This window comes from Labilibaculum antarcticum (assembly GCF_002356295.1).
GTDB classification, from domain to species: domain Bacteria; phylum Bacteroidota; class Bacteroidia; order Bacteroidales; family Marinifilaceae; genus Labilibaculum; species Labilibaculum antarcticum.
The window spans coordinates 2420294-2447292 of sequence record NZ_AP018042.1; the positions used below are offsets into that span (position 1 = coordinate 2420294).

Here is a 26999-nt window from a genome sequence, read left to right on the forward strand (position 1 = left end):
GTTTTTTTTAGTATGAATCATATATTAATTGTGAAGCTTATTGTTTAATATTCAGCATTTGTATTTATAAATGCTAAAATTCAAATCCGAATAAATAATCATCTTTACTTAGGGTTCTAACAATTTCATTTGCCTTTAGTTGAAATCCACTTGGAACATCACTCTTAATTAAACTAAAGACATATTGAATATTGTTTTTTTTACAATATTCACGCATGAGATTGATAAAATGAACTTTGTGGTTATCACCCCAACTCTCCATAATTCCATCATGATAAGCAAATCTGTAAAATGATGAGGATGAATAATGAATCAAAATCGATAAAACAAAACTAGCACACAAAACTTTTGTAGATGTATAACCATCGGCTTTACCTGTTAGATTTTGAGATTGATTTAAGACAGTGGTTTCAAAATTTACATTTCCTACCGTATTAGGTTCAACAATCAATAATGCGGTGTATTCAAATGTGGTTTTATAAATATTTTGAAAAATTTGACGAATTGCCTTATACTCTAAACTGTCTTCGTCAATTTCCTTTTTAATGTCAACAGAGAGATCTTTTATCTTATCTTTGGTATTACTTAATGAAAATTCAAGATTTTCTATAGTCTTAGCACCTTCAAGAGATTTGTTATAATGAAAAATCTCATTCTCTAACTGAATTAATTCCTCTTGATATTTTTTATATTTCAAAAAGGTATCCTTTTCCTGTAACAAAGCTAGAGATTGGCTACGAACTTCATTGAGTTCCTCTAATCGCCTATTAACTTTATTCTTTCGGCGTAACAACTCTTCTAGCTCATCTTTTAAATACTTGCTACGTTCTTTTGTTATTTGGGAAGAGAAATTTAGAACTTCTTTATAGTCCTTAGCTAAACTGTCAGGGAAATATATTTTAACCTCTTTAAAAAGCTGCTCAATATCAGAAACTTGAAGTGTGGGCGTATTCTTTGAGTCCAGTGATTTATGTATCTGTTCAATACTATAATCAAGAGAATATTGTTCTTTATTTAATTCGGAAATTTTTGTTTCAACTTTTTTTACTAAGTCAAAATTAATTTTTTGTTCCTTTTGATAAAAATTGAAATCGTCTAACTTCTTCTTTAATTCATCTCTTTCAATCGTTTTTACCTCGATAGCGGCTTTAATTTTATATACTTCATCCGAAGCACCTTCTTTTTTTAGTTTGGTTATCTGTTTGGATTCATCTTTCGCTTCGTCATCAAGATCATATTTCCTCTTAAGAAGTGAAGGTTCAAAACCTAATAGATCAAACAAAAGAGGTTTTCTTGATTTATGCGAATAAGATTCAGATAATAAGAATACCTGACTATAGTCATTTTGAGTTCTTAACAGATAAGGTAAAAAACTGCGATAATCGAATTCGGGACTTACATTAAACCTCAAATATTTATCTTCTAAAATAGATTTCGGATTATCATCCTTGCTTTTGGCGTTTAGCAATAAATTCTCATAATCCCACGAAGTTTCTTTAGTATAGTCTTGATTTTTTGAAAAGTGTTCCTTAAAAGAGATTTTAGTGTTAGGATGAATTGCTCTTTTAATCGTAAGAAATTTGCCATCATTTAGCATTATTTCTAAATAAAAAACCCAATCCGAAAAATAACCTCCATATTTTCCGAAAAAGTTAGTCTTAGAAACTTTCTTTAAAAGTAAGAAGTCAATTAAATACACTAATGACGTCTTTCCTAAATTATGTTCCTGAACTCTTCCTGTCCCATTGTCAATTTGACTCTCTACATTTCCATATATTACATTTAATTCCTCATTAAAAATAATTGGTTTAAATTTTGAGTCGTTTGCATATATTTTGGATAGTTTCATTTTATTTATTAACGGAGGTTAATATAATTACATCTTCTTCTGGATAATAGTCAACTTTACCAAGTAGGAACAAAAAACTTAACGCAAGAAGAAAATTTTCCTTTGCTTCTTCACCTTTCTTGTGAATAATCTTGCCAAGAATTTGGTTGTACTTTAGCGAACCATCAACTATCAAAAGTCTTAGTATCTCTGAACTTAAGCCAAGAATTGATAAATCAATATTTGTATATTTTGTTGGTTTAATCATCAATTATGGGATTATTTCCAATATCACAATTAAAATACATGTTATGTAGTAAAATCTTAATCTTTACATTTATGCCCTGAATTTCATCATCATATGTATTGATTGCATTGAATACTTCCTTAAACATTTCTTCAAAAGTAGAAAATTTAACCTTCTCTTTGATATAATAATCTTGAATTGCGTTTGCTACTCCAAAATACGCCTTTTGAGATTCATAATTAATGGGGTTTCTGAGAAAGTTACCAATCATTTCATTATACTGCAAGTGTCCCCTAATCTTACTCTTGAAGAAAACCCAAGAGATATTATTTAGTTCATTCTTCTTATCTATAAAAGCATTATCATTTCGGTTAACTATACTAGAAACTTTTTCACTACTGCCAAAGTCTCGTTTCAATATACTAATACAATTTTTAATGTCATTCTCAAATAATCTTTCAGGTAGTTTAAATTCCTTTAGGTTCTCTTCAAGAAAACACTGAATTTTTTCAAGAACTTTAATATCCAGTTTATCAATTTCTTTCTCCAAAGAATTGTCATCCCAAATATCAGCTTCTTTATCAAAATTAAATTTCCCTTTTGTCTCAAAAGTTGTTGTGTACGACTGTTTCTTGCCGATTATAAAAACGACTAGACGATCATATTTCACGTATAGCTTATGCGATAGAAATTTTGATATCGTGTCTTTTATCTTGGGGCTATCTGACTGAGTAGTTATCTGGAATGCGATTCTTGCAGTTTCATCCCCTAAATCAATGGCAGGATAATTAACAACATCATTCAATTTGTCCAAATCCTTAAGATCTGTATAGCCAAATATTAGACTGAACAATGAGGCGAAAAAATCTTGTGCAAGCCTGTTGCTATCAAATAATCCAATTACATTGTTTAAGGTCGTACTTTTGGAAGAGAACGCTAAATTGTCAGTAATTGATTTTATTATTGGCTCTTTCTTATATGACATAGTTTTTATGAATATAACAGTTAAATGCTATTGCTTTTCTATCTAAAAGTCTGTGAATTAAACATCAAAAATACAAATTAATTTAGTTATCGAATCTTCTTCGTTAAAAGAAAACATTTTGTTAGCCTGTTTTTTTGTGCTGATAAGTTTATATCCCGAGTTCTATGGATAATCCAAACAATTCTAGTTATAAATTCATTTTATTTAGGCTACTACAAATAGATTACGCATACAAGTTCCTAATCATTTGTTTTAGCAGTAAAATTTTCTACTTAATCCGAGTTGTGTGCAAATTGTGTGCAACAGCAAAAAAAAGCACTTACATCGTAATGATATAAGTGCTTTGTTATTAGGGGGTGGGCCCACATGGGCTTGAACCATGGACCCCCTGATTATGAGTCAGGTGCTCTAACCAGCTGAGCTATAGGCCCGATGAAAACAAGACGGTAAAAGTATTTCATTACCTTTGTTTTGCGAGTGCAATGTTACATATTTGTATTGAATTATTCAATACTTGAAACCATTTTTTTATGCAAAAATACAATTCCATACCAAATATAATTTTCGACTTTGGAGGTGTGCTCCTTAATATTGATACGAGTCAGGCAGTTAAGAGTTTTAAAGAGATTGGTTTAGTTGATACTGATTTGGTGAAAAAAGAATATCAAACCAATGGTTTGTTTGATCGTTTGGAAAAAGGTACAATAAGTGCTGATCAGTTTCGCCTCGAAATAAGAGAGTATATTAAGGCCGAAGTTAGCGATGAGCAAATTGATTGTGCGTGGAATTCCATGCTTTTAGATCTGCCTTATGAACGTTTAGAGCTATTGGGAAAGCTTAAAAAGAGCCATCGAATATTCCTTTTGAGTAATACAAATATAATTCACTGGGAAGCTTATATGGGAATGATTCAAAAAGTTCATGGTGTTTGCCTTTCCGACTTTTTCGAAAAAGATTATTATTCTCACAATATGGGCCTGAGAAAACCCGATCCTGAGATTTATACAGCTCTTCTTAAAAATGAAGGCTTACTTGCTTCGGAAACTTTATTTATTGATGATATGTATGCAAACTACCAAGCCGCAAAATCGGTAGGAATGCAGGCTCACTTTCTTGATCTGGAAAATGGAGAAACTGTTTTGGATTTGTTTTAAATTGGAAAGGAAAGTTATTTCTTACGGAAACTTCCCATTGTATTGTCATAATTGATGTAATACAATCCATTTTGAAGCCCTTCCAATTTAATTTTGTCACCAAAGCCTTTAAAAACGATATTACCGTAGTTATCGTAAATCTCGTAAAGAGTTTCATTGGTGAATAGTAACTCATCTTTTACTTTTTCGGGACCAAATGTAATGGCTGGTAAAGCAGACTGATGTTTTATTTCCGAAGAATAATTTGGTGTTTCTGTATAATCTAACTGATAAATTCTGAATTTGTTTTCGCCTGAGTGTGGGCGTACATTTAACTGATATTTATTTATTTGAGGGAGGCCAACACCTTCAACTTCTCCTATCGTGATCCATTTGTTCCAACGATATTGTTGAACGATAAATGGTAATGAACCTAGTTCATCTTTGGTAGTCCAATTCAAGAATCCTTTTTTATCAACAACGGCGCTTTGCAGGTTGAACGAACTAACGGGTTTAATGGATTCAGCATTAATGATTTTTGGCAAACATCCATTTTTATAATGAAGAGTAATGTTTATTTTCTCTCCAATAGGAAAATTAAATTTAGATAAATCAATTTCAAAAGCACTGCTGTTAATTTCATCAGCTGAGGTCATTCCATTAACAGTCACCTCGTACACACAAAATCCCACTCCCGAATCCGAAAATGGATTCATTACATAGATATTTTTGCCAAGGAAAATCCCATTTAATTCGAGTTTTTCTCCATTAGCAAAATTAAATATGAAAAGAAAAATGAGTAGTGTGACTTTGTTCTTCACTATGTAAAATCATGTTGGTCTAGATGCAAGATACTAAAACAAAGAGTGATAAAAAAAAGTTTGAAATGGATTATTTATGAATCCAATCTCCGTGACCTTTAATGATCTCTGTAAGCTCATGAATGGCACTCTCACTGGGGATGTTTTTTTTAATTAATTCACGACCTTTGTATAAAGATACCTTTCCGGGTCCGGCACCTACGTATCCGTAATCAACGTCACCCATTTCGCCAGGACCATTTACAATGCAACCCATTACTCCAATTTTCAAGTGAGTTAAGTGTGAAAACTGTTTTTTTACTTCTGCAACAACATCCTGAAGCTGGAAAAGGGTTCTTCCGCAACCCGGACAGGAGACAAACTCTGTTTTACTTGTTCTTACCCTTGCGGCTTGTAAAATTCCAAATGCGGTTGAGTTAATCTCTTCATGGGAGAGTTTACCTTTATTATCAAGCCAGATACCATTCCCGAATCCATCAAAATACAAACTTCCTAAATCAGCTGATGCTTTTAAATGAATATCTTCCAGATTCGATTCTTCGAATGATCTCTTAAAAATTATCGGCGTTTTGCATTTAGATTGAACCAACCGGAAAGCAAAAGCTCTTTGTTCTGCAAATGCATTTTGATGCTTTGAAGAGCATACCAAAACGACTTTTGGATTCTTGATGATTTGCCTAATAAATTCATCAGATAAATCGGAATAGGCACATTCAACAAAAAGGATATCGGTGTGAAAGAAGGCTAAATTCGCGTTCGAAAACTCCTTAGCTTGAAAAAGAGGATAGGTGTTTTCCGCAAAATTATTTGCCATTTCCCAACATACCTGGTCAACAATTATTCCTAATTCTTTTGGGTAATCGGCAAAAATAGGGTCGAAACCATTCACAAACAGATAATCGCTGGCAAGTTTGCCTTTCTCCCATTCAAATGTATCCTGATTCAGAATGAAACCTGCTTTTTCGGGAAGTTCTGACGAAATGTATTTTTCATGACTTGCATCAGTTACCACAACAGGTACTTTACCGCTGCCAATATTCCCAAGCAGTAATGTCGATCTTTTGTAAAAATCAAAAAGATTAATGTCTGTATTTTCAATGGGCAAAATTGGAGCATGACCAATTTTTTCCGAAATATAATCAACTAGTTTTTTTCCTACCGGAGATTCTATTTCCGGATCTTCAGTTAGTGATATCCGAACCGTATCGCCAATTCCATCATTTAAAAGTGCTCCTGTTCCAACGGCCGATTTAATTCTACCGTCTTCACCTTCACCAGCTTCGGTTACGCCTAAATGCAAAGGGTAATGCATGTTCTCATTTTCCATTTCGCTAACTAGCAAACGAATGGTTTTCACCATCATTACCGTGTTGCTCGATTTAATGGAAATAGTAACATTTTCAAAATTTTGTTCTTTGCAAATTCGCAGAAATTCCAAAGTCGCTTCAATCATTCCTCTGGGTGTGTCGCCATATCTGCTCATGATTCTGTCTGATAAAGACCCATGATTTGTTCCTATTCGAATAGCAGTGTTGTGTTCTTTGCAAACACGAAGAAAGGGAATGAATTTATCTTTTATTTTTTCAAGTCCCTCCTGATATTTAGCTTCTCCATAGTCAGGAGTCTTAAAATCGGCTCTTTTATCAACAAAGTTTCCTGGGTTTATACGTACTTTATCCACATATTTTGCTGCAATTAATGCGGCTGCAGGATTAAAATGAATATCAGCAACTAAAGGGGTATTGTATCCTCTTTTAACCAGTTCTTCTTTTATGAACCTCAGGTTTTCAGATTCCTTAGTTCCTTGGGCAGTTAATCGAACATATTCTGCTCCCGATTCTATCATTCTGATGGATTGCTCAATACTGGCTTCAATGTTATTGGTATCAGTGTTGGTCATTGATTGAATTCGAATGGGATTTTTAGCACCAAGCGGAGTATCGCCTATTTTCGATTCTGATGATAAACGACGAGAGTAGTTAAATATATCTTTGCAAAAAAGTTTATGTTTCGAGAAACTCATTTATTAGGTTTTAATATTGAAGTACAAAGGTAAGGGATAAATTTTATAAATTTGATGAACCTTTACAGGAAGCTTTGCAAGATATGCACTAATTTTATTTGTGAACTTTTGTGATGTACTTGGTTGTTATTTGTAGTAAAAATGAAATAGATTTTATGTCAGTAAAAGTTCAGGAAGTAAGCAAGCTATACGGTAAACAAAAGGCTTTGGATAATTTGAGTTTTGAAATTAATCAAGGTGAGATTGTTGGATTCTTAGGGCCAAATGGTGCAGGGAAATCAACAATGATGAAGATAATTGCCGGGTATATTCCTCAAACTTCAGGTTTGGTAGAGGTGAATGGACTTGATGTGAGTACTGACTCATTAGAAATAAGAAAGCAAATTGGATATCTGCCCGAGAACAATCCATTGTATCAGGAAATGTATGTAAAAGAATATCTCGATCATGTGGCATCCATTTATAAATTGGGTAAAAACAAAGCAAAGCGAATTGCCGAGATGATCGATTTGACCGGATTAGGTGTGGAACAGAATAAAAAAATTGCATCTCTTTCGAAAGGATATCGCCAAAGAGTCGGGATTGCTCAGGCATTAATTCATGATCCTAAAGTATTGATATTAGATGAGCCAACTACCGGATTGGATCCGAACCAACTTTTGGAAATTCGAAAATTGATTCAGGATATCGGCAGAGAAAAAACCGTGATGCTTTCTACGCATATCATGCAGGAAGTAGAAGCTTGCTGCAAGCGTGTTTTAATTGTAAATAAAGGAAAACTGGTTGCTGATAGAAGTATTGATTTTCTGGCTGCTAACAAATCAGCACAACGAATTGATGTCGAATTTTCTTCGGAAGTTTCTGCTGATTTATTACAGGAAATTAACGGAGTGGTTGAAATCGACGCTCTTGGTGAAAACCGGTATTGTTTTGTTTCCAAAACGGATATCCGTAAAGAAGTATTTCAATTTGCTGTATCGAAAAATCTGGTGATTTTGGAGATGAAAACCCGATCGGAAAATTTAGAGGATATTTTCCACCAACTCACTTTGTAATTTTATCTGTTTTGATGTAGCTTTAAGTTTACAAAAAAAACAATATGAAGGAAAATGAGATTACTGAAAAGATAATTAAGGCTGCAATGAAAGTGCATACTACTCTTGGGCCAGGATTATTAGAATCAGCATATCATGAATGCCTGTTTTATGAATTGCAAAAAGCTGGTTTAAAAGTAGAGAAAGGAAAAGCACTTCCGATAATTTATGACGGAGTAAAACTAGATTGCGGTTATCGACTCGATTTGTTTGTTGAGAATCAGATAATTGTTGAGCTAAAATCAATTGAGTCATTTAAGGATATTCATTTAGCACAAACACTAACCTATTTAAAACTAGCAGATAGAAGGCTTGGACTGATGATTAATTTCAACGTTGAAAAGTTAAAGTACGGTATCAAGAGAGTTGTTAATGGTTACTAATGTTTCTGAGGGCTCTTTGTGGTAGAATAAAATAGTTTTTTGCGAGTTTAAAAAATCGACCACAGAGACCACGGAGTTTCATAGAGAAAAAAACTTTCTTCTTTTAATACCGTCTTCGTTTATAAAATATTTGAATCTCTGTGCTTTTTTACCCTCTGTGTGCCTCAGTGCCCTCTGTGGTAGAAAAAACATGTTGTAAATTGTTTCTGTAGGGCTAAAGAATGTTTACCACCTAGAAAAAATGAATCAGTTTAATTCTCATACTTCCAATTTTTCTAAGTCTTGCTCATCCTCTGTGTACCTCAGTGCCCTCTGTGGTGAAAAAATTGGTTCTGTAGAGTTAAATAATGTTTACCACCTAGAAAAAAAATGAATCATGGCAGTTTTGCCCTCTGTTTCCCTCATTGTTCTCTGTGGTAAAAATTAAGTTTGTTCAAATGATATTGAAATTATTTAGCTTTAAAGTTCTTCAGGGGTGAAAAAAGATATCCTAAATTCCCACTATAATTAAGACTTACAACTCTTTATTGGCTCGGAAGTCCCTGTTTTTCAGTTCAAGCATTTGTTTAAATGTTGTAAAAGCAAGTGTTTAGTTTTGTTTATTTCCGAAATAATACTTTCCTTTGCCCCGAATTATGTGGAAAGATTTGGCTGCTTGCAACCACGGAAAAAAATGCTAAATGGTGAACTATGTGCTTTTCGGCGCATAGACAACCAACCATTGCTTTCCCGTATCGTGACTCCGTTATTTACTTAGCGGACTTAAACAACATTGCCTGTCGATTTAATGGATGCAATTCATGATGTCGACATCACAACTAATTATTATTAAATTATTATGGGATATTTATTCACATCAGAATCTGTTTCTGAAGGACATCCAGATAAAGTAGCGGATCAAATTTCAGATGCTTTATTAGATAAGTTTTTAGCTTTCGATCCAAATTCGAAAGTTGCTTGTGAAACAATGGTTACTACCGGGCAGGTTATTCTTGCTGGTGAAGTAAAAACCAATACCTATATCGATGCTCAGGAAGTAGCTCGTGAGGTAATTAGCCGCATTGGTTATACAAAAAGCGAATATCAATTTGATGGCAATTCATGTGGCGTTTTATCAGCTATTCACGAACAATCGCCTGATATCAATCGTGGTGTCGATCGTGAAGATCCAATGGCACAGGGAGCAGGTGATCAAGGAATGATGTTTGGTTACGCTTGTAAAGAGACTGATGATTATATGCCTTTGGCTCTTGAACTTTCCCATCGCTTATTGATCGAATTAGCAGCTATTCGTCGCGGAGGAAGAGAGATGACATACCTTCGTCCTGATTCAAAATCGCAGGTTACCATTCAATATGCCGATGATGATACCATCGAAAGAGTGCACACTATTGTGGTTTCCACTCAGCACGATGATTTTGGCCCGAATGATGAATTGATGCTGGCAAAAATTAAAAAAGACGTTCGAAACATATTAATACCTCGTGTAATTAAACAATTACCAGCGCGTATGCAGGCTATGTTCGATGAAAATTTCATTTTGCACGTAAATCCAACAGGAAAATTCGTAATTGGAGGACCTCACGGCGATACCGGTTTAACCGGTCGTAAAATTATTGTGGATACCTACGGCGGAAAAGGGGCTCACGGTGGTGGCGCATTTTCAGGAAAAGATCCTTCGAAAGTTGACCGTTCTGCGGCCTATGCAGCCCGTCATATTGCCAAGAATTTGGTTGCTGCAGGTGTTGCAGAGGAGTTGTTGGTTCAGCTTTCGTATGCAATTGGAGTTGCCGAGCCTGTAGGAATTTATGTAAATACCTACGGAAAATCGAACCTAAGCCTTACCGATGGTCAAATTGCCGATAAAGTTACCGAGCTTTTCGACTTACGTCCGGCTGCTATCGAGCAACGATTGAAATTGCGTAATCCAATATATGAAGAAACAGCGGCCTACGGTCACATGGGGCGAACTCCTCGTACCGTTGTTAAAAAATTCGAATCTCCCTATTTTGAAGGATTAGAGCTTGAGGTGGAATTATTCACTTGGGAGAAATTAGATTATATCGAGAAAGTAAAAGAAGCTTTCAATTTGTAAACAACAACAAATACAATATATGCAAAGCCGTTCCATTTATTTGGAATGGCTTTTTTATTGCCAATTATTTAAAGCGTAAAATTTATTTGGGGGGTCCCCCTGCGGGGCGGGCTTTCCGTTCCAACTCCTCACTCGTACCTCGTTGCGGGGTTTCCACTGTAATCCCTAACCCAAAACCCAGTTTCAACATGGCACCAAACATTTTTCCTCCCCATTTAAAGTAAGCTTTGTTAAGCATATGGCAGTAAGTCACAATAAATTAATAAACTATTACCAAATAGCAACAATTCACAGATGTCAAATAATAATATGTAATCTTCAAATAAAATATTACCACTCTCAACTAAAATAGTACTACTCTCAAATAATATTTTATCGAAATTAAACCCTATTTTATTCCCAATAAATAATAATCTGATACCAATATGTAGCAATATCAGCTAATTATTGTTAGCTTTATTCCTGTTACAATAAGAATATTGCGTTGTCAAGCTAATTCATAAATGAATCATTATGAGACGAAAAGTTAAAAATTCAGTTGCTATTAACGAACTAATTAGGTTCGAAATGAAACGACAAGGATTAAGCGCTCCTGAACTTGCACAAAAAATGAACATTGGTCTAAACTCCATGTATCATATTCTAAAACGACCAAGCATGCAAATTGATCGTCTTTGGGAGGTTTGTGAAGCACTGCAATTGAATTTCTTTAAAGTTCTGGCTGATGAAATAAACATTACTAATCCTGTCGATCCTCAAATGGATCAATTGCAACAAGAAAATAAAATGCTTCGAGAAGTAATTCAACTATTGGGAAGCAGTAAATAATAAAATACTTGAGTAATACTTGTAAATTCCGGCGACAATCACTAAATTAAGACTCTAAGGTCTTTTATTAAAAAAGAGCAGCCTAAGCATAGTATTTACTCTAAATTTTAAAAATGAAAAATTGGTATTTATACATAGCACTACTTCTGTTTACAGCCTGCTCTAGCAGCGGAGATATGATCGATGAAATGGATGAACTTCCCAATAAATCAGAAGAAATGATGGAGGAAGAAGAAACATCGGCAAATTTTGTTTCCGATGCTCATCCAACATCAGGAACTGCAAGTATTAGTGAAGATGGCTTAACACTATCTTTAAGCAATTTTAAATCGGACGACGGGCCTTTGCTAGAGCTTTATTTAGCGACCGATTTATCAGCTAAAACCTACGTTTCTCTGGGTGACTTAAAAGGACTCAACGGAAATTATCAGTACAGTATTCCTGAAGGCACTGAGTTGGAAAGCTTAAAATACGTGATTGTTTGGTGTGTCGAATTTAGAGTAAGTTTCGGACACGCAGTTTTGCAGTAGATTTTTTTAAGATAAAATATTTTTGAAGCCCGATCTTATAATCGGGCTTTTTTTTTGTGCTCATTGTCTTTGATGGTGAAACACAAAACTGAATTGTATTTTATGATTCCTCCTGACTGCCCTAGGTGCTTTTGAAGTTAAATCTTTTTAGGATAGTGCTTCAACGTATCTTCAATACTTTTCTCAACAGGAATAAATTCAAAATTCAGAGCCTCTTTTATTTTCCGGTTCGAGTAGTATTTTATATTGTGAGATGCCCGGGCTGTTTCTTTTGTAAGTACTGCTGGTTTAAATAGAAATATTGTTTTCAAATAAGCTAATCGCCAAGCAAGTTCGGTCAATTTTCTACCAGCATATTTTTGTGGACTGGCAATTCCCAAATATTTCGCAATGGTTTTGAAAATAATTTCATAGCTGCAATTATCACTATTCAGTATAAAACGTTCATTTACAACATCACTTTCCATCAACTCAATCATCGAACGGCTTACGTCACGAACATCAACATAGCCCGTAATTCCTTTGGTGTAGTATTTTAAACCTTTGGCAACGGTTTTAAACAGAAGAGAACTTCCTTTGTCCCATTGTCCGGGCCCAAGAATAATCGATGGATTCACGATAACTGCATTTAATCCTTCTTCTATTCCTCTCCATACCTCCAATTCCGATCTGAATTTACTGGCTGAATAACCTGATCTTTTTTCTTCAGGGCTCCAAGGTGTTTTCTCAGTAACAGAATTTTCTCCTTCCTCAGGCGAACCCAAAGCTGCAACAGAACTTATCATGCAAAATTTTCGGATGTTGGCTTCCAGGCAGGCATTTATCAAATTGCGGGTTCCTTCTACATTTATGTCCTGCATATTTTTGCGGTTTTCCTTCTGGAAAGAAACGAGCGCAGCACAATGGTATACATCTTCAATGTCTTTAAGTGCATCCTCTAACGAAAAAGGATCCATCATATCTCCATCTATCCATTCAATGGATTTAAAAAGTTCGTTGGCATTGTTAGAGTAGTAAGTAAAAGTAGTGCGTACGAACTCGATATTGCTGTTTTCCCTTTTCAAGGCACGAACTTTATTGCCTTTCGAAAGTAAATCAAATAATAAATGCGAGCCAACAAGACCTGTTCCTCCAGTAACTAAAATCATAAACTGTTAATTAATTATCATCCCTAAAAAAAAGAAGGGATTGTAAATTTGATATAAAAAAAAGAGGGCTATTGAGCCCAATTTAATTTAATACTTTGTGTCATTTGGGTATGTACACTTAAAGGTACCGGACTGGTTCCTGCAACACTTTCTATAATTTTCTTTTCTTCAGCCGTGTAATTCCTATTTGGAAAATTAAATTCAACGATTACTTCAGAAACTCTTCGGGGATCGCTGGCCATAATTTTAGTGATATCCAGCTCGGTTCCAGTAATATCAATATTGTTATCTCGAGCAACAATTCCCATAATGGTCATAATGCAAGTCCCAAGTGAGGCCGCTAATAAATCGGTTGGCGAAAATGCTTCTCCTTTTCCTTGATTATCAGTTGGTGCATCGGTGAAAATTTTATTGCCCGATTGCAAATGAACACACTCGGTTCTTAAATCACCAAGGTATTTTGATTTGATAGTTATCATGCTGTTTATCTATTTAGTGAAGTGTAGTAAGCAATTTTGGTTCTGTGAATTTAAGGATTATAAAATAGATAGTAAAATCTTCATACGAGTTAGATAATAAAATTTACTCTAGTTGGAATATATCGAATTAGAAGTTTAATTTCTTGTTTATTCTTATATTTTTTCAATTGCATCAGAAATGATTTTTAGTTCAGTATGTAAGATATTTATGGATTTTTTTAATTGGTCTTACTGTTAGTTTTACTGTTTTCATTTTTCAAGAAATTTGTGTCTTCGTATAAGAAGAAAAATTCTGCAGGTTGAGATTCTAACCACGTAAATAAATACTTGCTAAAAAGATACTTCAGGCATTTTTGCATTGAGGTATCTTTTTTTATTGCTTTCAAATATGAAGATATATTCTTCTATTAATTTCAAATTATAAGCAATCTGCAATGTCTCTAAATCAGTCAACTTTTATTGACTGATTAAATAGAGCTTAGATCCTTGATTCTACAATCACTATGACCATCAATTCTTGTATTTTTTCTATATTTGTAAACTTTTAATACAAAATAAGATAATTTAAGTCGATATAATGCCGAGAAACATTTGTCAATCAGTATCACCCCGATAGCTATCGGGCTTGCACAGATAATGATGAATGCAAATACTAATCGGTGTTAGCGAATTCAAGATAAATATTACAATAAATGAGCACTAAATTCCCAGAGTACAAGAAACTTGATCTATCACAGGTCAATAAGGATATTCTAAAAGATTGGAAAGAAAATAACACATTTGAGAAAAGTTTGGAGACTCGTGAAGGCAATCCTACTTTTGTTTTTTATGAAGGACCTCCATCTGCAAATGGTATGCCGGGTATTCACCATGTTATGGCACGTGCTCTTAAGGATATTGTGTGCAGATACAAAACTCTTAAAGGATTTCAGGTGAACCGTAAAGCGGGTTGGGATACTCATGGTTTGCCGGTAGAACTTGCTGTTGAGAAAGAATTGGGAATTACTAAAGAAGATATTGGAAAGAAAATCTCGGTTGATGATTACAACCAGGCATGCCGTACCAATGTTATGAAATATACCCGTGAGTGGGAAGATCTGACTTCTAAAATGGGATACTGGGTAAACATGGAAGAGCCATATATTACCTACGATAACCGTTACATAGAAACACTTTGGTGGTTGTTAAAGCAAATGTTCGAGAAAGATTTGCTTTACAAAGGATATACCATCCAACCGTTCTCTCCTGCGGCAGGTACTGGTTTATCAACTCATGAGTTGAATCAGCCAGGCTGTTATAAGGATGTAAAAGATACCACAGCAGTTGGTATGTTTAAGGTGGCTCGCGATGAAAAAAGCGAATTCATTTACGAAGGATTAGATTGTGATGCTTATTTTATTGCCTGGACAACTACGCCATGGACACTTCCTTCGAATACAGCTTTGGCTGTTGGATCAAAAATTGAATACGTTCGTGTTCGAACTTTTAATCCATATACAGGAATTCCTTGTGTGGTTATTTTGGCAAAAAAACTGTTCTATAATTTCTTTGATAAAAAATACGAAGGACTTGAATTGGGGGAATATGAAGTTGGCGACAAGCGTTTAACTTTCAAGACTCTTTCGGAACATGTAGGAGCAGATTTGGAAGGTGTTCGTTACGAGCAAATTATGCCTTTGGTTAAACCTGAAGGTGATGCTTTCCGTGTTATTCTTGGTGATTTTGTCACCACAGAAGATGGTACAGGTATCGTTCATATCGCTCCAACTTTTGGTGCCGATGATGACAGGGTAGCTAAAAGTGCTGGTATCTCTCCATTAATTCTTCGCGATAAAGAAGGTAAAATGCAACCAATGGTTGATCGTACCGGTAAATTCTTCAAAATTGAAGATTTGAGCGAAGAGTTTGTAAAAGAATTTGTGAATGTTGAGGCTTACGGCGAGTATGCTGGTCGTTTTGTAAAGAATGCTTACGATCCAACTTTAACCGATAAGGATGCAACTCTGGATATTGATATCGCTGTTGCATTGAAGAAAGAGAGTTTGGCTTTTAAAGTTGAGAAACACGTTCACAACTATCCACATTGCTGGAGAACAGATAAACCAATTCTTTACTATCCATTGGATTCTTGGTTTATCCAAACAACAAAAGTTCGCGATCGTATGATCGAACTCAATAAAACCATTAACTGGAAACCTAAATCAACTGGTGAAGGTCGTTTCGGAAAATGGTTGGAGAATTTACAAGATTGGAACCTTTCCCGTTCCCGTTATTGGGGAACTCCACTTCCAATTTGGGCGAGTGAAGATCGTACAGAAATTAAATGTCTTGGTTCTGTTGCCGAATTAAAAGCTGAGATTGAAAAGTCGATGGCTGCCGGTTTCATGACCGAAAATATACTTGCTGATTACATCGAAGGAGATAACAGCAAAGAGAATTACGAGAAATTCGATCTACACCGTCCATACGTTGATGGTTTGATTTTGGTGAGTGAAACGGGGCAGAAATTGTTTCGTGAGCTCGATTTGATTGATGTTTGGTTCGATTCAGGAGCTATGCCATATGCACAGCAACATTATCCTTTCGAAAACAAAGAGAATTTCGACAAGCTGTTCCCAGCTCAGTTTATTGCTGAGGGTGTGGATCAAACACGTGGATGGTTCTTTACTTTACATGCTATTGCAACAATGTGTTTTGATAGTGTTGCTTTTGAAAACATCATCTCTAACGGTTTGGTATTGGATGTAAAAGGCAATAAAATGTCTAAACGACATGGAAATGCTGTTGATCCTTTTGAAACCATTGAGAAATATGGTTCAGACCCATTGCGTTGGTACATGATTACAAATGCGCAACCTTGGGATAATTTAAAATTCGATTTGGGTGGTGTTGAAGAAGTTCGTCGTAAATTCTTCGGAACTCTTTATAATACTTATAGTTTCTTCCAATTGTATGCAAATGTTGATGGATTTGATTATTCTGAAGCTGATGTTCCAATGGAAAACCGCCCTGAAATAGATCGTTGGGTTCTTTCTCTTTTGAATTCCTTAATTAAGGAAGTTGAAGAGTGTTATGAAACCTATGAGCCAACTCGCGCGGGTCGGGCAATACAGAATTTTGTAAATGAAAATCTTTCAAACTGGTACGTTCGCTTGTGTCGTAAGAGATATTGGGGTGGAGACTATTCTACCGATAAGATTTCGGCTTACCAGACTCTTTACAAATGTTTGGAGACCATTTCGATATTGGCTTCACCAATTGCTCCATTTTACATGGATCAGTTGTTTAAAGATCTAAATTCAGTTAGTGGTCGCTTTAGCGAAGAATCGGTTCATTTGGTTAATTTCCCTAAATATGATGCGGAAGTAATTGATTCTGCTTTGGAAGAAAGAATGGATATGGCTCAGAAGATTTCTTCAATGTCATTAGGATTGCGTCGTAAGGTGAAAATCCGTGTTCGTCAGCCTTTACAAAAGATTATTATTCCAATTCTTGATGAAACAATGGTTCCTCAGTTAGAGGCAATTAAAAACATCGTTCTTTCTGAAATTAATGTGAAAGAAATGGAATTTATTACTGACACATCAGGAGTTTTAGTTAAAAGCATCAAGCCTAACTTTAAGACCTTGGGTCCAAAGCATGGTAAGATAATGAAACAAATTGCTGCTGAAATCGGTAAAATGAATCAGGAAAACATTATTGCTTTTGAGAAAGACGGCAGCTATTCAATTATTGTAAATGATGTAACTGTTGTATTAGCACCGGAAGATGTAGAAATTGCTTCGGAGGATATTCCAGGATGGTTAGTTGCTAATGAAGGGAAACTTACTGTGGCAATGGACGTAAACATAACTGATGAATTACGTAAAGAAGGAATAGCACGGGAGTTTATCAATAGAATTCAAAATTTAAGAAAAGAAAGTGATTTTGAAGTAACTGATAAAATCAAGCTCGAAATTATGATGCACGATTCTATTAATGATGCGGTACTTGCTCATAAAGAATACATTGGGAGTCAGACTTTAGCTGTCAGTTTAGAATTAGTTAAGAAATTATCCAAGAATGAAGCCAAAGCAGTAGAGATTGAGCAGGGGATAGAGAGCTTTATTAAGATTGAAAAAGTTAGTGAATAATTGATTTTTTGTTATCTTTAAAAAAAATAGAAACAATGACAGAAAAGAAGCGATATACAGACGAGGAGTTACAGGAATTCAAAGATTTGATTAAAGCAAAACTTGAGAAAGCCAAAAAAGATTACGTGACTCTAAAAGAAGTAATCTCGAATAGTTCTGGAAATGATACTCAAGATACTTCGCCAACTTTTAAAGTGTTAGAGGAGGGAGCATCCGTATTGTCTAAAGAAGAGGCTGGGCGTTTAGCTGAGCGTCAGGCAAAGTTTATTTCTCATTTAGAATTAGCTTTAGTTCGAATTCAAAATAAAACTTATGGCATTTGCCGCGAAACAGGTTCTTTAATTGCTAAAGAAAGACTTCGTGCTGTTCCTCATGCTACATTAAGTATCGAGGCTAAAAACAAACAGTAAGATCTTTTATAGAATATATTAAATGATTGGAAGAATAATCTTCCAATCATTTTTGTTTACTATTATCAGATTTTATTTATTTGAAATCTGAATATAGAGTAATAGTTAACGTTTAAACAATCAATATGTCTTTATTTAAGAAATCGGCAGCACTTATCGTGGTACTACTCATTTTGGACCAGGTACTAAAAGTTTGGATTAAGACCCATATGATGCTTGGGGAAGAATTTTCGGTATTCGGAGATTGGTTCCTGATCCATTTTATCGAAAACAATGGAATGGCTTTCGGTATGGAATTGGAAGGTGAATGGGGTAAAATTCTTTTAAGTTTGTTTCGAATTTTTGCTGTTTGCGGTATTGGTTGGTATCTGCATGATATTTCGACCAAGAAGGCTCCTTTGGGATTAGTTATTTCAATTGCTTTGATTTTTTCAGGTGCAATGGGAAATATTATCGATAGTGCATTTTACGGATTAATTTTTAATGATAGCTACTATCAGGTTTCAACTTTTATGCCCGAAGCAGGTGGTTATGCCTCTTTTTTACATGGCAAAGTAGTTGATATGCTTTACTTCCCTTTGTTGGATGGAAGATTCCCCGATTGGTTGCCTATGTGGGGCGGAGAACATTACGTTTTCTTTCGCCCGGTTTTTAATATTGCCGATTCATACATAACAATTGGTGTTATTTCTATCCTTTTGTTTCAGCGAAAATATTTCATGAAAGAACACAAATAAAAAAAGCCCGTTAGGGCTTTTTTTATGACTTAGCCTGATTGGCTTTTCTTTTTCGTTGTGCTTTAAAATACAATATCTGACTTCGTAAACTCCATATTCCTCCAGCAATGATGATTAGGAATATCCATTGTTTTCGTCCCCATCCTGCATCTCCAAAAATACCTTTCGTTAACATCACAACCGACATCACAATTAGTAAACTTGTGACAAGTGCAGCAACATGTCCTATTGCCGCATTTTCTTTCTGTATACCTGTAGTGCAAAAGAAGAGTATAAGACCAAAAAAAGCTGGAATTAAGGCTGTGAATTGCCAATCTCCAACTTCAAGATATCTTGCAGTAAATCCAATTAATCCGGCAAGTAAAAGGATTATTGAATAAATTTTATTGATTTGAAATGCTTCTTTCATGAGCTCTATTTTTATTTAAACTGAATTTAAATACTAAAATACAAAAACTCATGAACATTCAAAATAGATTTACTAATTGATACTGTGTCAAGTTCAATTTTTAAAAACGAAATAAGTGTATGATTTTGTGTTCCTTAGTAGTAAAAGAAGCATAAGAAAGGCCGTCACTCCTGACAGCCTTTCTTGGACAACCTTAAAACTCAACCATGTATTGATTATCTTACCGTGATTACCAAATATTTTGAAGATTTCCAGAATTCAACTGGATCTAGAATTGTAATTCCCTCAACTGTTTCAACTCCCTCAACCTTATAAGAGCTACTTGGATGATTTGTTACAAAACTAATCTTCTTCCCGATGACAGGAATAGTGGTAACTTTGGTGATATCAATTTTTTCAAATTCACTTGTGTTAAAATCTTTATTAAGAATTTCAGTTTTACCAATTCCGATAAATCCACCATCTTTGGTAATTATATTTTTTTCTTCTAATTCTTTGCTGGTTCCAAATGCATAGAAAGCAGTATTCAATTCGGTTGTGGTGTTTTCGATTACTTTAGTTTTGATCTCGTTTTCAGTATTCAAAGCCAACACAGTTCCGCTCAACTCTCCTACTTGTCCATTCAAGTTATCAACCTCAATGTTCAATTTTCCTACTTTGTCATTCAAAACAATAACTTCACCTTCTTTAGTGTCTAATTCGGTTTTTAAACGATCAGTTAATTTGCGTAGCTTCGAGTTCTGGTACCAGCTATTATTTAGTTTTTTATCAAGATTTTCAATTTTTAATTTATTTTGTTCTACTAAATTATTGATTGAAATTAAATCAGAGGCAATTTTTTGTTTTTGAGACTGATTAGGATTCTCAGAGTTAACTGCAATGATATTTTCTTTTTGTTTTATTAATTCAAGATTTTCTTCAATTTCATTTAATGACCCAATGAATTGATTAATTGAAGAATCTTTTTCCTGAGCCATTACAGTAAGTTGCTGATTTTGCTCTCTTAATTGTTTTAGTTCTTTTTGATTACATGAGATAAACAAAGGAACAATCAGCAATGCTATTATAATACGTTTCATAAATAAATTTTTAGAGATTAGGTTTCATTATCTTGTTTCTACTACATATGTGAATATCATGCCAAAATGAATTTATCAATGATATTGTTTTAATCGAATTCGTAACTATCATGTTATCAGTGATAAATAGAGCTTGGTGCATTTGGTGGAAATTAAGGGTGAATGATATCTGTATTTTGAATTTGTAGAATATCTCCACACTTTTTGGGTATATAATCCCCACAAAACGTAATTACAGTCTAAGTATTGTGTGTGGACTATATAAAACTGACTAAAAAAATTCTTACTAACTTTACCTCAATGGAGTAAGAGTCTTCCATTCAATTGAAAATAACTATTTGCATGGTATCTGAGAATAAAAGCAATATTAAGGCTAAGGTTGTATTAGGATATATTTTTGTGTTCGTAGCTATTATTGCTTCTGTGGTAATTGCTTATCAATCTTACAACAAACTTCTTGATTCTGTATTGTTCTTATCCAAACCAGATGCTGAAATTGCGAGAATGAACCGAATACTGACCAATTTATCGGAAGCTGAAAATAAAATCAGAATTTATTCTTTGACAAAAAAGGAACGCTACCTGGCTAATTACGCCGAAAATATAATTGAAATTCAAAACGATTTAGATTCATTACGATATTATAGTGTTGATACGAGTAAATCGTTTTTTTTAATTGATTCAATGAACTATTTGTTGGAGGAACGGTCTGATAAATTAGAGAAGTTCGTTCAATTAAAAAGATCAAAAGAAAAGGAGAATCTTTCACAAAAAGCAATGGAGAAGCTGAGTGTAGTTTCTGATTCGGCAAAAACAAAAATTAAAACCACCACAACTACCACCACCTTTTTAGATACTGTTGTAAGTCCGGCAGAAGTGACGGAAAAGGCTAAAAAGAAAGGATTTGTAGCAAGACTTTTTAGTAATAAAAAGAGTGAGACCAAAATAGATTCCATAGAAACGGTGATTAAACGCACGCAGATCCAGATTGATACAAGCTACTTGCCTCAGGCAGATAGTTTGTTACGAAGTCTGGAGAATATGTTACTTGTTGCACAAGCTAAAGAACGATTGAACAGAGAGATTGTGTCGAATGAAGAATTGCGGCTGGTTGAGGAAAACTCTGTAATGTGGGATAAAATTAAAATTTTATTACACCAATTAGAGAAAGAAAGGTTGCAGCAATTAACTCAGGAATCGGATAGTGCAAAAGAGACTGCCAGCAATTCAATCTTTATTATTTCGGCGATTATAATTGTAGGATTTGTGTTGGGTATCCTATTTATTATTTTCATCCTTACGGATATCTCAAAGAGTAATTTCTATCGAAGAGAATTAATTATAGCGAAAGGAAATGCTGAAAAATTGGCGAAAGTAAAAGAGGATTTCTTAGCGATAATGAGTCATGAAATAAGAACTCCCCTTAATGCAATAATAGGTTTTACCAATCAGCTAAATAAAACAAAACTGGAGGAGCAGCAACAAGGATTTGTTCGTGTTCTTAAAAATTCATCGAAACATTTATTGGGCTTGGTCAATGAGATTCTTGATTTGTCGAAAATCGAAGCAGGAAAACTACACATTGAAAATATTCCTTTTCATCCGCAGTCACTTGTTTTTGATGCTTTTGATGTATTGAAGGTTAATACTGAGAATACAGATATTGATTTTACGTGGGAATACGAAGGAGATGCCCAAATAAATTTGGTTAGTGATCCATTTCGGATTAAGCAGATTTTGCTGAATATGGGAAGTAATGCTATAAAATTTACTTCTTCAGGATCTGTGAATATTAAATCGTCGGTTATTCCGGTTGATAAGTATTTTGTATTTGAAGTAAGCGTTATTGATACCGGAATTGGAATTGATGAAAGTAAATTGGAAACCATATTTGAGGATTTTAGTCAGGCAGATTCATTTTCCGCGCGGAAGTACGGAGGAACTGGACTTGGTTTGGCAATTAGTCGAAGATTAGCAAGACTATTAGGTGGTGATTTAGATGTGGAAAGTAAGCTTGGTGAAGGTTCTTGTTTTACGATGCGAATACCACTATTGGAATCGAAAGAGGAGGCTGCTGAGTTAAAGGGAATACAAGAGATTCAAATTTCTGACTGTCTAAAGGAAAAACGGTATTTAATCGCTGATGATGATCCATACAGTTTATTACTATTAAAAACCATTTTTGGCGGTTGGGGACTACATGCCGATTTTGTTGAAGATGGATCTAAAGCCTATGATTTAATAAGACAAAACGATTACGATCTGATTCTTACGGATATTCATATGCCTATAATGGGAGGAATTGAGTTGTGTAAGAAGGTTCGACAGTTGGAGCAAATTGCAAAATCAGAAATTCCAATTGTTGCATTAACAGCAAATGTGCGAGAATCAGATTTAAAGGAATACATAGATTCCGGAATGACAGAATGCCTTGTGAAACCATTCGATGAGGCCATTCTAATTAATATGCTTAGCGATTTATTTGGGGGAGTAGGAGAAGAGAAAAGTATAGAATTGATTACTTCCGATCAAATTGATTCTGATGCTCTTTACGACTTAACTCAAATTAAGCAATTTATTTCAGACGATCAGGAATTGGTTAATCAGATTTTGGAGCAGTTTATTGCCTCGGCCAATGAAAATATTGGCTTACTAAATAATGCCTTAGCAGATAAGAATTATTTGGAAATTGGCGAAATTGCACATAAAATGCTTTCTTCTTTTAATCAGCTCCGAGTAATTAATGTGGTTCCTATTTTAAGCCAATTAGAATCTATTCTGCATAAACAGGAAAATATGGTTATAAATCACGAAGAGATAAGTGATTTGATTGTAGCAGTTAGTGCGAATTCGGAATTGGTGATATCATCCATTCAGGATGATATTTTAGCCTAACTCTACATGTCAATTCCATATTGCTTAAGCTTATTGTATAGAGTTTTTCTATCAATATTAAGCAATCTGGCTGCTTTTGATTTGTTGTAATTTACCCTTTTAAGAGTTGATACAATCAATTCTTTCTCATTAGCTGCCTGAATCAATTTAAGATTAGAACCTTCTACAATTATATTGTTACTTGGATTGTTATTTAAGATTTCATTGGGTAAACTAACCAGTTCCACTTTACTGTCAGGACTCAATAATACTGATCTTCGTATAACATTTCGAAGTTCTCGTAAGTTGCCTGGCCAAGAATAAGTTTTGAATTTGTCCAGAACTTCAGAACTAAATCCGGAGATATCTTTATTGAGCTCATTATTGGATAGCTCAAGAAAATAATTTGAAAATATTTCGATGTCTTCAATACGATTTCTCAAAGAAGGAACAGTAATTTTAAATTCGTTTAAGCGATGATAAAGATCTTCTCTAAAGTCTCCCTTATTTACCGAAACGGCTAAGTCTTCATTGGTCGCAACTAAAATCCGAACATCAACATCAACATCTTTATTGCTGCCAATTTTTCGAACTTTACGTTCTTGCAAAGCTCTTAATAACTTCATCTGAATTTCATAAGATAAATTTCCTATTTCATCCAAAAACAAAGTTCCTCCTTGTGCGGATTCAAATTGTCCTTCTTTATCGTTTATTGCTCCTGTAAAAGATCCTTTTATATGTCCGAACAGTTCACTTCCGGCCAAATCTGTAGATAAGGCACCACAATCAACAGCAACAAAAGCCTTCTTTTTTCTCTTGCTGTCAAAATGAATTCTTCGAGCCGCAATTTCTTTACCTGTTCCACTCTCACCTTCAATAATAACAGACATATCGGTAGGTGCTACCAATTTAATGTATTGGTCAATTTGTAATGAGTTGGAACTGTTTCCACGAACAAACTCAATCTCTTCTTTATTTTTTTTCTCTTTTGCTTTTTTTGAATTCTTCGAATCTTCCGCTTTTTCTAATGCCGAATTGATGAGTAATAGAATCTCATCAGGATTAAGAGGTTTGGTTACATATTCGAAAGCACCCATTTTAATTGCATTCACAGCAGTTCTTATATCAGCATAAGATGTCATGATGATAACAGGAACTTGGGGATGCATGGATTTGATTTTCTGAAGAAGTTCTAATCCATCAAAATCAGGCAAGCGGAAATCACTTAAAACAAGATCAAATTGATTGTTCTCTAGCCTTTTTAAGGCTTCTCCAGCAGAAAACACTGTATCGGCATCAAAGTTTTTACGTTTCAGTAAACCTTGCAGCATCATGCATATAGTTGGATCATCATCAATTATTAAAATCTTCTTCATGCGTAACCTGACCTTTGTTAGTGTATAATGGTTTCAATCAAAATTACATAAAAAGAGTGTATGAATGAAATGATCTCTCTCATTTTATGATTTATTAAGGAATGTGATCTATCTTGCTGAATAACAGAAGAAAAAGGTCGGGTTTCAAACCTGAAATCCGACCTTGCTTTTCTTTACAATCTATGAATTATATTTTTTTTTCTGAATCAGCTAATACAAAATCAAGTTGCTTAGCGACCAAATTTGCTTTAGCAACTAAAACATCAACCTTATCGCCCAGTTGATAAATTTTGCGGTGATTGCGTCCAACAATGCAATAGTTGTCTTCGTCGAATTCGTAGAAATCATCTTCCAATTCACGAATAGAAACCATTCCTTCGCATTTGTTTTCTTCCAATTCTACGTAAAAACCCCATTCGGTAACACCCGATATAGTTCCAACAAACTCTTGGCCAAGATGCTCTTGCATGAACTCCACCTGCTTGTATTTTATAGATGCCCGTTCAGCTTGTGCTGCCTTTTGCTCCATCTCACTACAATGACGGCAATACTCTTCGTACTTATCTTTGTTCACCGATTTAGCACCCGAGAAATATTTCTCCAACAATCTGTGAGCCATCATATCGGGATACCTTCTAATTGGTGAAGTAAAGTGTGAGTAATGATCGAAGTGTAATCCGTAATGGCCAATATTTACTGTGGAATATTCAGCTTTCGACATAGAGCGAATTGCCAATGTTTCAACCAAATTTTGAATGTTTTCGCCTTTCACATCGTGTAGTAATGCATTTAACGAAGAGGATATTGCTCCCGGATTCGTCGTTTTAAGACTATATCCAAACTTCTGAATAAATTGATTAAAGGTATTCAGCTTCTCAGGATTTGGCTGGTCATGAGTTCTGTAAATAAAGGTTTTGGCAGATTTTCCTTTGGCTACTCGTCCAACCACTTCAGCAACACGTCTGTTTGCCAAAAGCATAAATTCCTCGATCAGCTTGTTCGAATCTTTCGAATCTTTAAAATACACATGTGTAGGTTTTCCTGTTTCGTCAAGTTCGAATTTTACTTCGGAACGTTCAAAATTAATAGCTCCTTTTTTAAATCTTCTTTTACGAAGAAGTTTAGCTAGTTTATCAAGGGTAAGAACATCTTCATTAAAATCTCCTTCGCCAGTTTCAATTATATCCTGAGCCTCTTCATAAGAGAAGCGTCTGTTCGAATTAATAATAGTTTTACCAATCCAGGTATTGATAACATCTGCTTTATCATCGATCTCGAAAACAGCAGAAAAAGTCAATTTATCTTCATTGGGTCTCAATGAACAAATTCCGTTCGATAAACGTTCCGGTAACATTGGAACTACTCTGTCTACCAAATAAACTGAAGTTGCTCTATCGAAAGCTTCTTGTTCAATGATACTTCCTTTTCTAACGTAATGCGTTACATCTGCAATGTGAACTCCAATTTCCCAATTTCCATTTTCAAGAGTACTAATTGATAACGCATCATCGAAATCTTTCGCATCGTGCGGATCAATGGTGAAGGTGGTAGCATTTCTGAAATCTCTGCGAAGCGCAACTTCTTCTTTTGTGATTCCATCTGATATTTCCTCTGCTGCTTCATTTACAGTTTCAGGGAAAATATGTGGCAAATCAAACTCAGCAAGTATGGCATGCATCTCGGTATTGTTATCACCAGGTTTACCTAAAACGGTAGTGATTTGCCCAACCGGATTTTTTGATTTTTTAGGCCATTCAATAATCTGTGCAATTGCTTTATCCCCATTTTGAGCTCCATTTAACTTGGCTAAAGGAATAAATATATCGTATGGCATTTGTCTGCCTGAGGAAACCAGAAATGCGTAGTTTTTAGAAACATCTACGATTCCAACGAATGTGGTTTTTTTCCTTTTAACGATTTCAACAACTTCACCTTCCGGTTGCTTGCTTTTCTTACGTGCATACAGAGCAACTTTAACGATGTCGCCATGCAAAGACCGATTCAGATTTGCTTGTGATACAAAAACATCTTCTTCAATTTCATCGGAAACAATAAATGCGGATCCACGGGCAGTCATGTCCACTTTACCGGTTATATTTCCAATTTTTGATTTTAATTTATATTTCCCTGTTGAGATTTCACTCAAAACATCTAAATCAACCAAATCGCTTAGAATTACGACTACGAGTTGTTTCGTCCCCATGTCTTTAATTCCTAATTCGCTTGCAATTTGTTTGTAATTGAGCGTTTTCGTAGGATTCTGGGCAAATATCCCATCAATTAATTTTGCCAAATTTTGGCGGTTATATTTTGGGCTTTCCTTTTGATGATCTTTTTTATGTTCTTTTTTATTTTTTTTTGACATTTCTTAAATTTTGTAATTTTAT

21 protein-coding genes and 1 tRNA gene are annotated in these 26999 nt (G+C 34.6%); 10 read left to right on the plus strand and 12 right to left on the minus strand.

From position 1 onward, the window contains the following. Positions 1–73 precede the first annotated feature (73 nt). From ALGA_RS09575 to ALGA_RS09590, 4 genes are all read right to left on the minus strand, one after another. A complete protein-coding gene (locus tag ALGA_RS09575) occupies positions 74–1849 on the minus strand; it encodes a DUF2326 domain-containing protein (RefSeq protein WP_096429099.1) in 1776 nt (591 codons plus the stop codon). A gap of 1 nt (position 1850) precedes the next feature. Continuing rightward, the gene (locus ALGA_RS09580; protein WP_096429100.1) at positions 1851–2096 is read right to left on the minus strand and encodes an ABC-three component system middle component 8; all 246 of its coding nucleotides are present in this window, start codon (positions 2094–2096) and stop codon (positions 1851–1853) included. After that, positions 2089–3060: an ABC-three component system protein gene (locus ALGA_RS09585; protein ID WP_096429101.1), complete on the minus strand. Its 972-nt coding sequence runs from the start codon at positions 3058–3060 to the stop codon at positions 2089–2091. The genes ALGA_RS09580 and ALGA_RS09585 overlap by 8 nt, the downstream gene beginning before the upstream one ends. 357 nt (positions 3061–3417) lie before the next feature. Beyond that, positions 3418–3491, minus strand: a tRNA-Ile gene (locus tag ALGA_RS09590). A 99-nt stretch (positions 3492–3590) separates the two neighbouring features. Here ALGA_RS09590 and ALGA_RS09595 point away from each other — a divergent pair. Further along, complete coding sequence (locus ALGA_RS09595; RefSeq protein ID WP_096429102.1) at positions 3591–4214, plus strand: HAD family hydrolase; 624 nt, start codon at positions 3591–3593, stop codon at positions 4212–4214. Between the two features lie 14 nt (positions 4215–4228). On the opposite strand, the gene ALGA_RS09600 is transcribed toward ALGA_RS09595, so the two are convergent. Together ALGA_RS09600 and ispG are read right to left on the minus strand one after the other, a co-directional pair. Continuing rightward, a complete protein-coding gene (locus tag ALGA_RS09600) occupies positions 4229–4909 on the minus strand; it encodes a hypothetical protein (RefSeq protein WP_231706097.1) in 681 nt (226 codons plus the stop codon). Positions 4910–5084: 175 nt separating this feature from the next. Further along, positions 5085–7037: a (E)-4-hydroxy-3-methylbut-2-enyl-diphosphate synthase gene (gene ispG, locus ALGA_RS09605; RefSeq protein ID WP_096429104.1), complete on the minus strand. Its 1953-nt coding sequence runs from the start codon at positions 7035–7037 to the stop codon at positions 5085–5087. Between the two features lie 155 nt (positions 7038–7192). Between ispG and gldA the strand changes: the two genes are divergently transcribed. The 5 genes from gldA (at position 7193) to ALGA_RS09630 (ending at position 11967) form a co-directional block, all read left to right on the plus strand. Beyond that, positions 7193–8092, plus strand: a complete 900-nt coding sequence (gene gldA / locus ALGA_RS09610) for a gliding motility-associated ABC transporter ATP-binding subunit GldA (RefSeq protein WP_096429105.1) — start codon at positions 7193–7195, stop codon at positions 8090–8092. A gap of 44 nt (positions 8093–8136) precedes the next feature. After that, the gene (locus ALGA_RS09615) at positions 8137–8514 is read left to right on the plus strand and encodes a GxxExxY protein (RefSeq protein ID WP_096429106.1); all 378 of its coding nucleotides are present in this window, start codon (positions 8137–8139) and stop codon (positions 8512–8514) included. A gap of 838 nt (positions 8515–9352) precedes the next feature. Further along, positions 9353–10609: a methionine adenosyltransferase gene (gene metK / locus ALGA_RS09620; RefSeq protein WP_096429107.1), complete on the plus strand. Its 1257-nt coding sequence runs from the start codon at positions 9353–9355 to the stop codon at positions 10607–10609. 513 nt (positions 10610–11122) lie between these two features. Beyond that, positions 11123–11437: a hypothetical protein gene (locus ALGA_RS09625; RefSeq protein ID WP_096429108.1), complete on the plus strand. Its 315-nt coding sequence runs from the start codon at positions 11123–11125 to the stop codon at positions 11435–11437. Positions 11438–11550: 113 nt separating this feature from the next. Next, on the plus strand, positions 11551–11967 hold the full coding sequence (locus ALGA_RS09630) for a DM13 domain-containing protein (RefSeq protein WP_096429109.1): 417 nt from the start codon (positions 11551–11553) through the stop codon (positions 11965–11967). Between the two features lie 137 nt (positions 11968–12104). Here the strand turns inward: ALGA_RS09630 and ALGA_RS09635 are convergent, their stop codons facing one another. Together ALGA_RS09635 and ALGA_RS09640 are read right to left on the minus strand one after the other, a co-directional pair. Further along, the gene (locus tag ALGA_RS09635; protein ID WP_096429110.1) at positions 12105–13115 is read right to left on the minus strand and encodes an NAD-dependent epimerase/dehydratase family protein; all 1011 of its coding nucleotides are present in this window, start codon (positions 13113–13115) and stop codon (positions 12105–12107) included. Positions 13116–13183: 68 nt separating this feature from the next. Continuing rightward, entirely contained in the window at positions 13184–13594 is a 411-nt protein-coding gene (locus ALGA_RS09640) for an OsmC family protein (protein ID WP_096429111.1), read from the minus strand. A gap of 692 nt (positions 13595–14286) precedes the next feature. Here ALGA_RS09640 and ileS point away from each other — a divergent pair. From ileS to ALGA_RS09655, 3 genes are all read left to right on the plus strand, one after another. Beyond that, positions 14287–17727 carry an isoleucine--tRNA ligase gene (ileS, locus tag ALGA_RS09645; protein WP_096429112.1) on the plus strand — a complete coding sequence of 1147 codons (3441 nt, stop codon included), beginning with the start codon at positions 14287–14289 and terminating at the stop codon, positions 17725–17727. 35 nt (positions 17728–17762) lie between these two features. Further along, positions 17763–18137 carry a TraR/DksA family transcriptional regulator gene (locus ALGA_RS09650; protein ID WP_096429113.1) on the plus strand — a complete coding sequence of 125 codons (375 nt, stop codon included), beginning with the start codon at positions 17763–17765 and terminating at the stop codon, positions 18135–18137. A gap of 125 nt (positions 18138–18262) precedes the next feature. Then, a complete protein-coding gene (locus ALGA_RS09655; RefSeq protein ID WP_096429114.1) occupies positions 18263–18874 on the plus strand; it encodes a lipoprotein signal peptidase in 612 nt (203 codons plus the stop codon). Between the two features lie 22 nt (positions 18875–18896). Here the strand turns inward: ALGA_RS09655 and ALGA_RS09660 are convergent, their stop codons facing one another. Together ALGA_RS09660 and ALGA_RS09665 are read right to left on the minus strand one after the other, a co-directional pair. Further along, positions 18897–19283 carry a hypothetical protein gene (locus ALGA_RS09660; protein ID WP_096429115.1) on the minus strand — a complete coding sequence of 129 codons (387 nt, stop codon included), beginning with the start codon at positions 19281–19283 and terminating at the stop codon, positions 18897–18899. A gap of 215 nt (positions 19284–19498) precedes the next feature. Continuing rightward, complete coding sequence (locus ALGA_RS09665; RefSeq protein ID WP_096429116.1) at positions 19499–20362, minus strand: Cbp1 family collagen-binding glycoprotein adhesin; 864 nt, start codon at positions 20360–20362, stop codon at positions 19499–19501. Between the two features lie 342 nt (positions 20363–20704). Here ALGA_RS09665 and ALGA_RS09670 point away from each other — a divergent pair, with 342 nt between their 5' ends. After that, positions 20705–23257, plus strand: a complete 2553-nt coding sequence (locus ALGA_RS09670; RefSeq protein ID WP_096429117.1) for an ATP-binding protein — start codon at positions 20705–20707, stop codon at positions 23255–23257. A gap of 2 nt (positions 23258–23259) precedes the next feature. Here ALGA_RS09670 and ALGA_RS09675 read toward each other — a convergent pair whose 3' ends face one another. Beyond that, positions 23260–24612, minus strand: coding sequence for a sigma-54-dependent transcriptional regulator (locus ALGA_RS09675; protein ID WP_096429118.1), 1353 nt, complete (start codon positions 24610–24612; stop codon positions 23260–23262). Positions 24613–24799: 187 nt separating this feature from the next. Beyond that, positions 24800–26977, minus strand: a complete 2178-nt coding sequence (rnr, locus tag ALGA_RS09680) for a ribonuclease R (RefSeq protein ID WP_096429119.1) — start codon at positions 26975–26977, stop codon at positions 24800–24802. Positions 26978–26999: the final 22 nt, after the last annotated feature.

Excerpts from the sequence above, each read along its gene's own strand:
- rnr (WP_096429119.1), bottom strand. The coding sequence starts at position 26,977 with ATGTCAAAAAAAAATAAAAAAGAACATAAAAAAGATCATCAAAAGGAA.
- ALGA_RS09575 (WP_096429099.1), bottom strand. The coding sequence starts at position 1,849 with ATGAAACTATCCAAAATATATGCAAACGACTCAAAATTTAAACCAATT.
- ALGA_RS09580 (WP_096429100.1), bottom strand. The coding sequence starts at position 2,096 with ATGATTAAACCAACAAAATATACAAATATTGATTTATCAATTCTTGGC.
- ALGA_RS09630 (WP_096429109.1), top strand. The coding sequence starts at position 11,551 with ATGAAAAATTGGTATTTATACATAGCACTACTTCTGTTTACAGCCTGC.
- ispG (WP_096429104.1), bottom strand. The coding sequence starts at position 7,037 with ATGAGTTTCTCGAAACATAAACTTTTTTGCAAAGATATATTTAACTAC.
- ALGA_RS09640 (WP_096429111.1), bottom strand. The coding sequence starts at position 13,594 with ATGATAACTATCAAATCAAAATACCTTGGTGATTTAAGAACCGAGTGT.
- metK (WP_096429107.1), top strand. The coding sequence starts at position 9,353 with ATGGGATATTTATTCACATCAGAATCTGTTTCTGAAGGACATCCAGAT.
- ALGA_RS09625 (WP_096429108.1), top strand. The coding sequence starts at position 11,123 with ATGAGACGAAAAGTTAAAAATTCAGTTGCTATTAACGAACTAATTAGG.
- ALGA_RS09635 (WP_096429110.1), bottom strand. The coding sequence starts at position 13,115 with ATGATTTTAGTTACTGGAGGAACAGGTCTTGTTGGCTCGCATTTATTA.
- ileS (WP_096429112.1), top strand. The coding sequence starts at position 14,287 with ATGAGCACTAAATTCCCAGAGTACAAGAAACTTGATCTATCACAGGTC.
- ALGA_RS09665 (WP_096429116.1), bottom strand. The coding sequence starts at position 20,362 with ATGAAACGTATTATAATAGCATTGCTGATTGTTCCTTTGTTTATCTCA.
- ALGA_RS09650 (WP_096429113.1), top strand. The coding sequence starts at position 17,763 with ATGACAGAAAAGAAGCGATATACAGACGAGGAGTTACAGGAATTCAAA.
- ALGA_RS09585 (WP_096429101.1), bottom strand. The coding sequence starts at position 3,060 with ATGTCATATAAGAAAGAGCCAATAATAAAATCAATTACTGACAATTTA.
- ALGA_RS09660 (WP_096429115.1), bottom strand. The coding sequence starts at position 19,283 with ATGAAAGAAGCATTTCAAATCAATAAAATTTATTCAATAATCCTTTTA.
- ALGA_RS09670 (WP_096429117.1), top strand. The coding sequence starts at position 20,705 with ATGGTATCTGAGAATAAAAGCAATATTAAGGCTAAGGTTGTATTAGGA.
- ALGA_RS09675 (WP_096429118.1), bottom strand. The coding sequence starts at position 24,612 with ATGAAGAAGATTTTAATAATTGATGATGATCCAACTATATGCATGATG.
- ALGA_RS09615 (WP_096429106.1), top strand. The coding sequence starts at position 8,137 with ATGAAGGAAAATGAGATTACTGAAAAGATAATTAAGGCTGCAATGAAA.
- ALGA_RS09595 (WP_096429102.1), top strand. The coding sequence starts at position 3,591 with ATGCAAAAATACAATTCCATACCAAATATAATTTTCGACTTTGGAGGT.
- ALGA_RS09655 (WP_096429114.1), top strand. The coding sequence starts at position 18,263 with ATGTCTTTATTTAAGAAATCGGCAGCACTTATCGTGGTACTACTCATT.
- ALGA_RS09600 (WP_231706097.1), bottom strand. The coding sequence starts at position 4,909 with ATGAATCCATTTTCGGATTCGGGAGTGGGATTTTGTGTGTACGAGGTG.
- gldA (WP_096429105.1), top strand. The coding sequence starts at position 7,193 with ATGTCAGTAAAAGTTCAGGAAGTAAGCAAGCTATACGGTAAACAAAAG.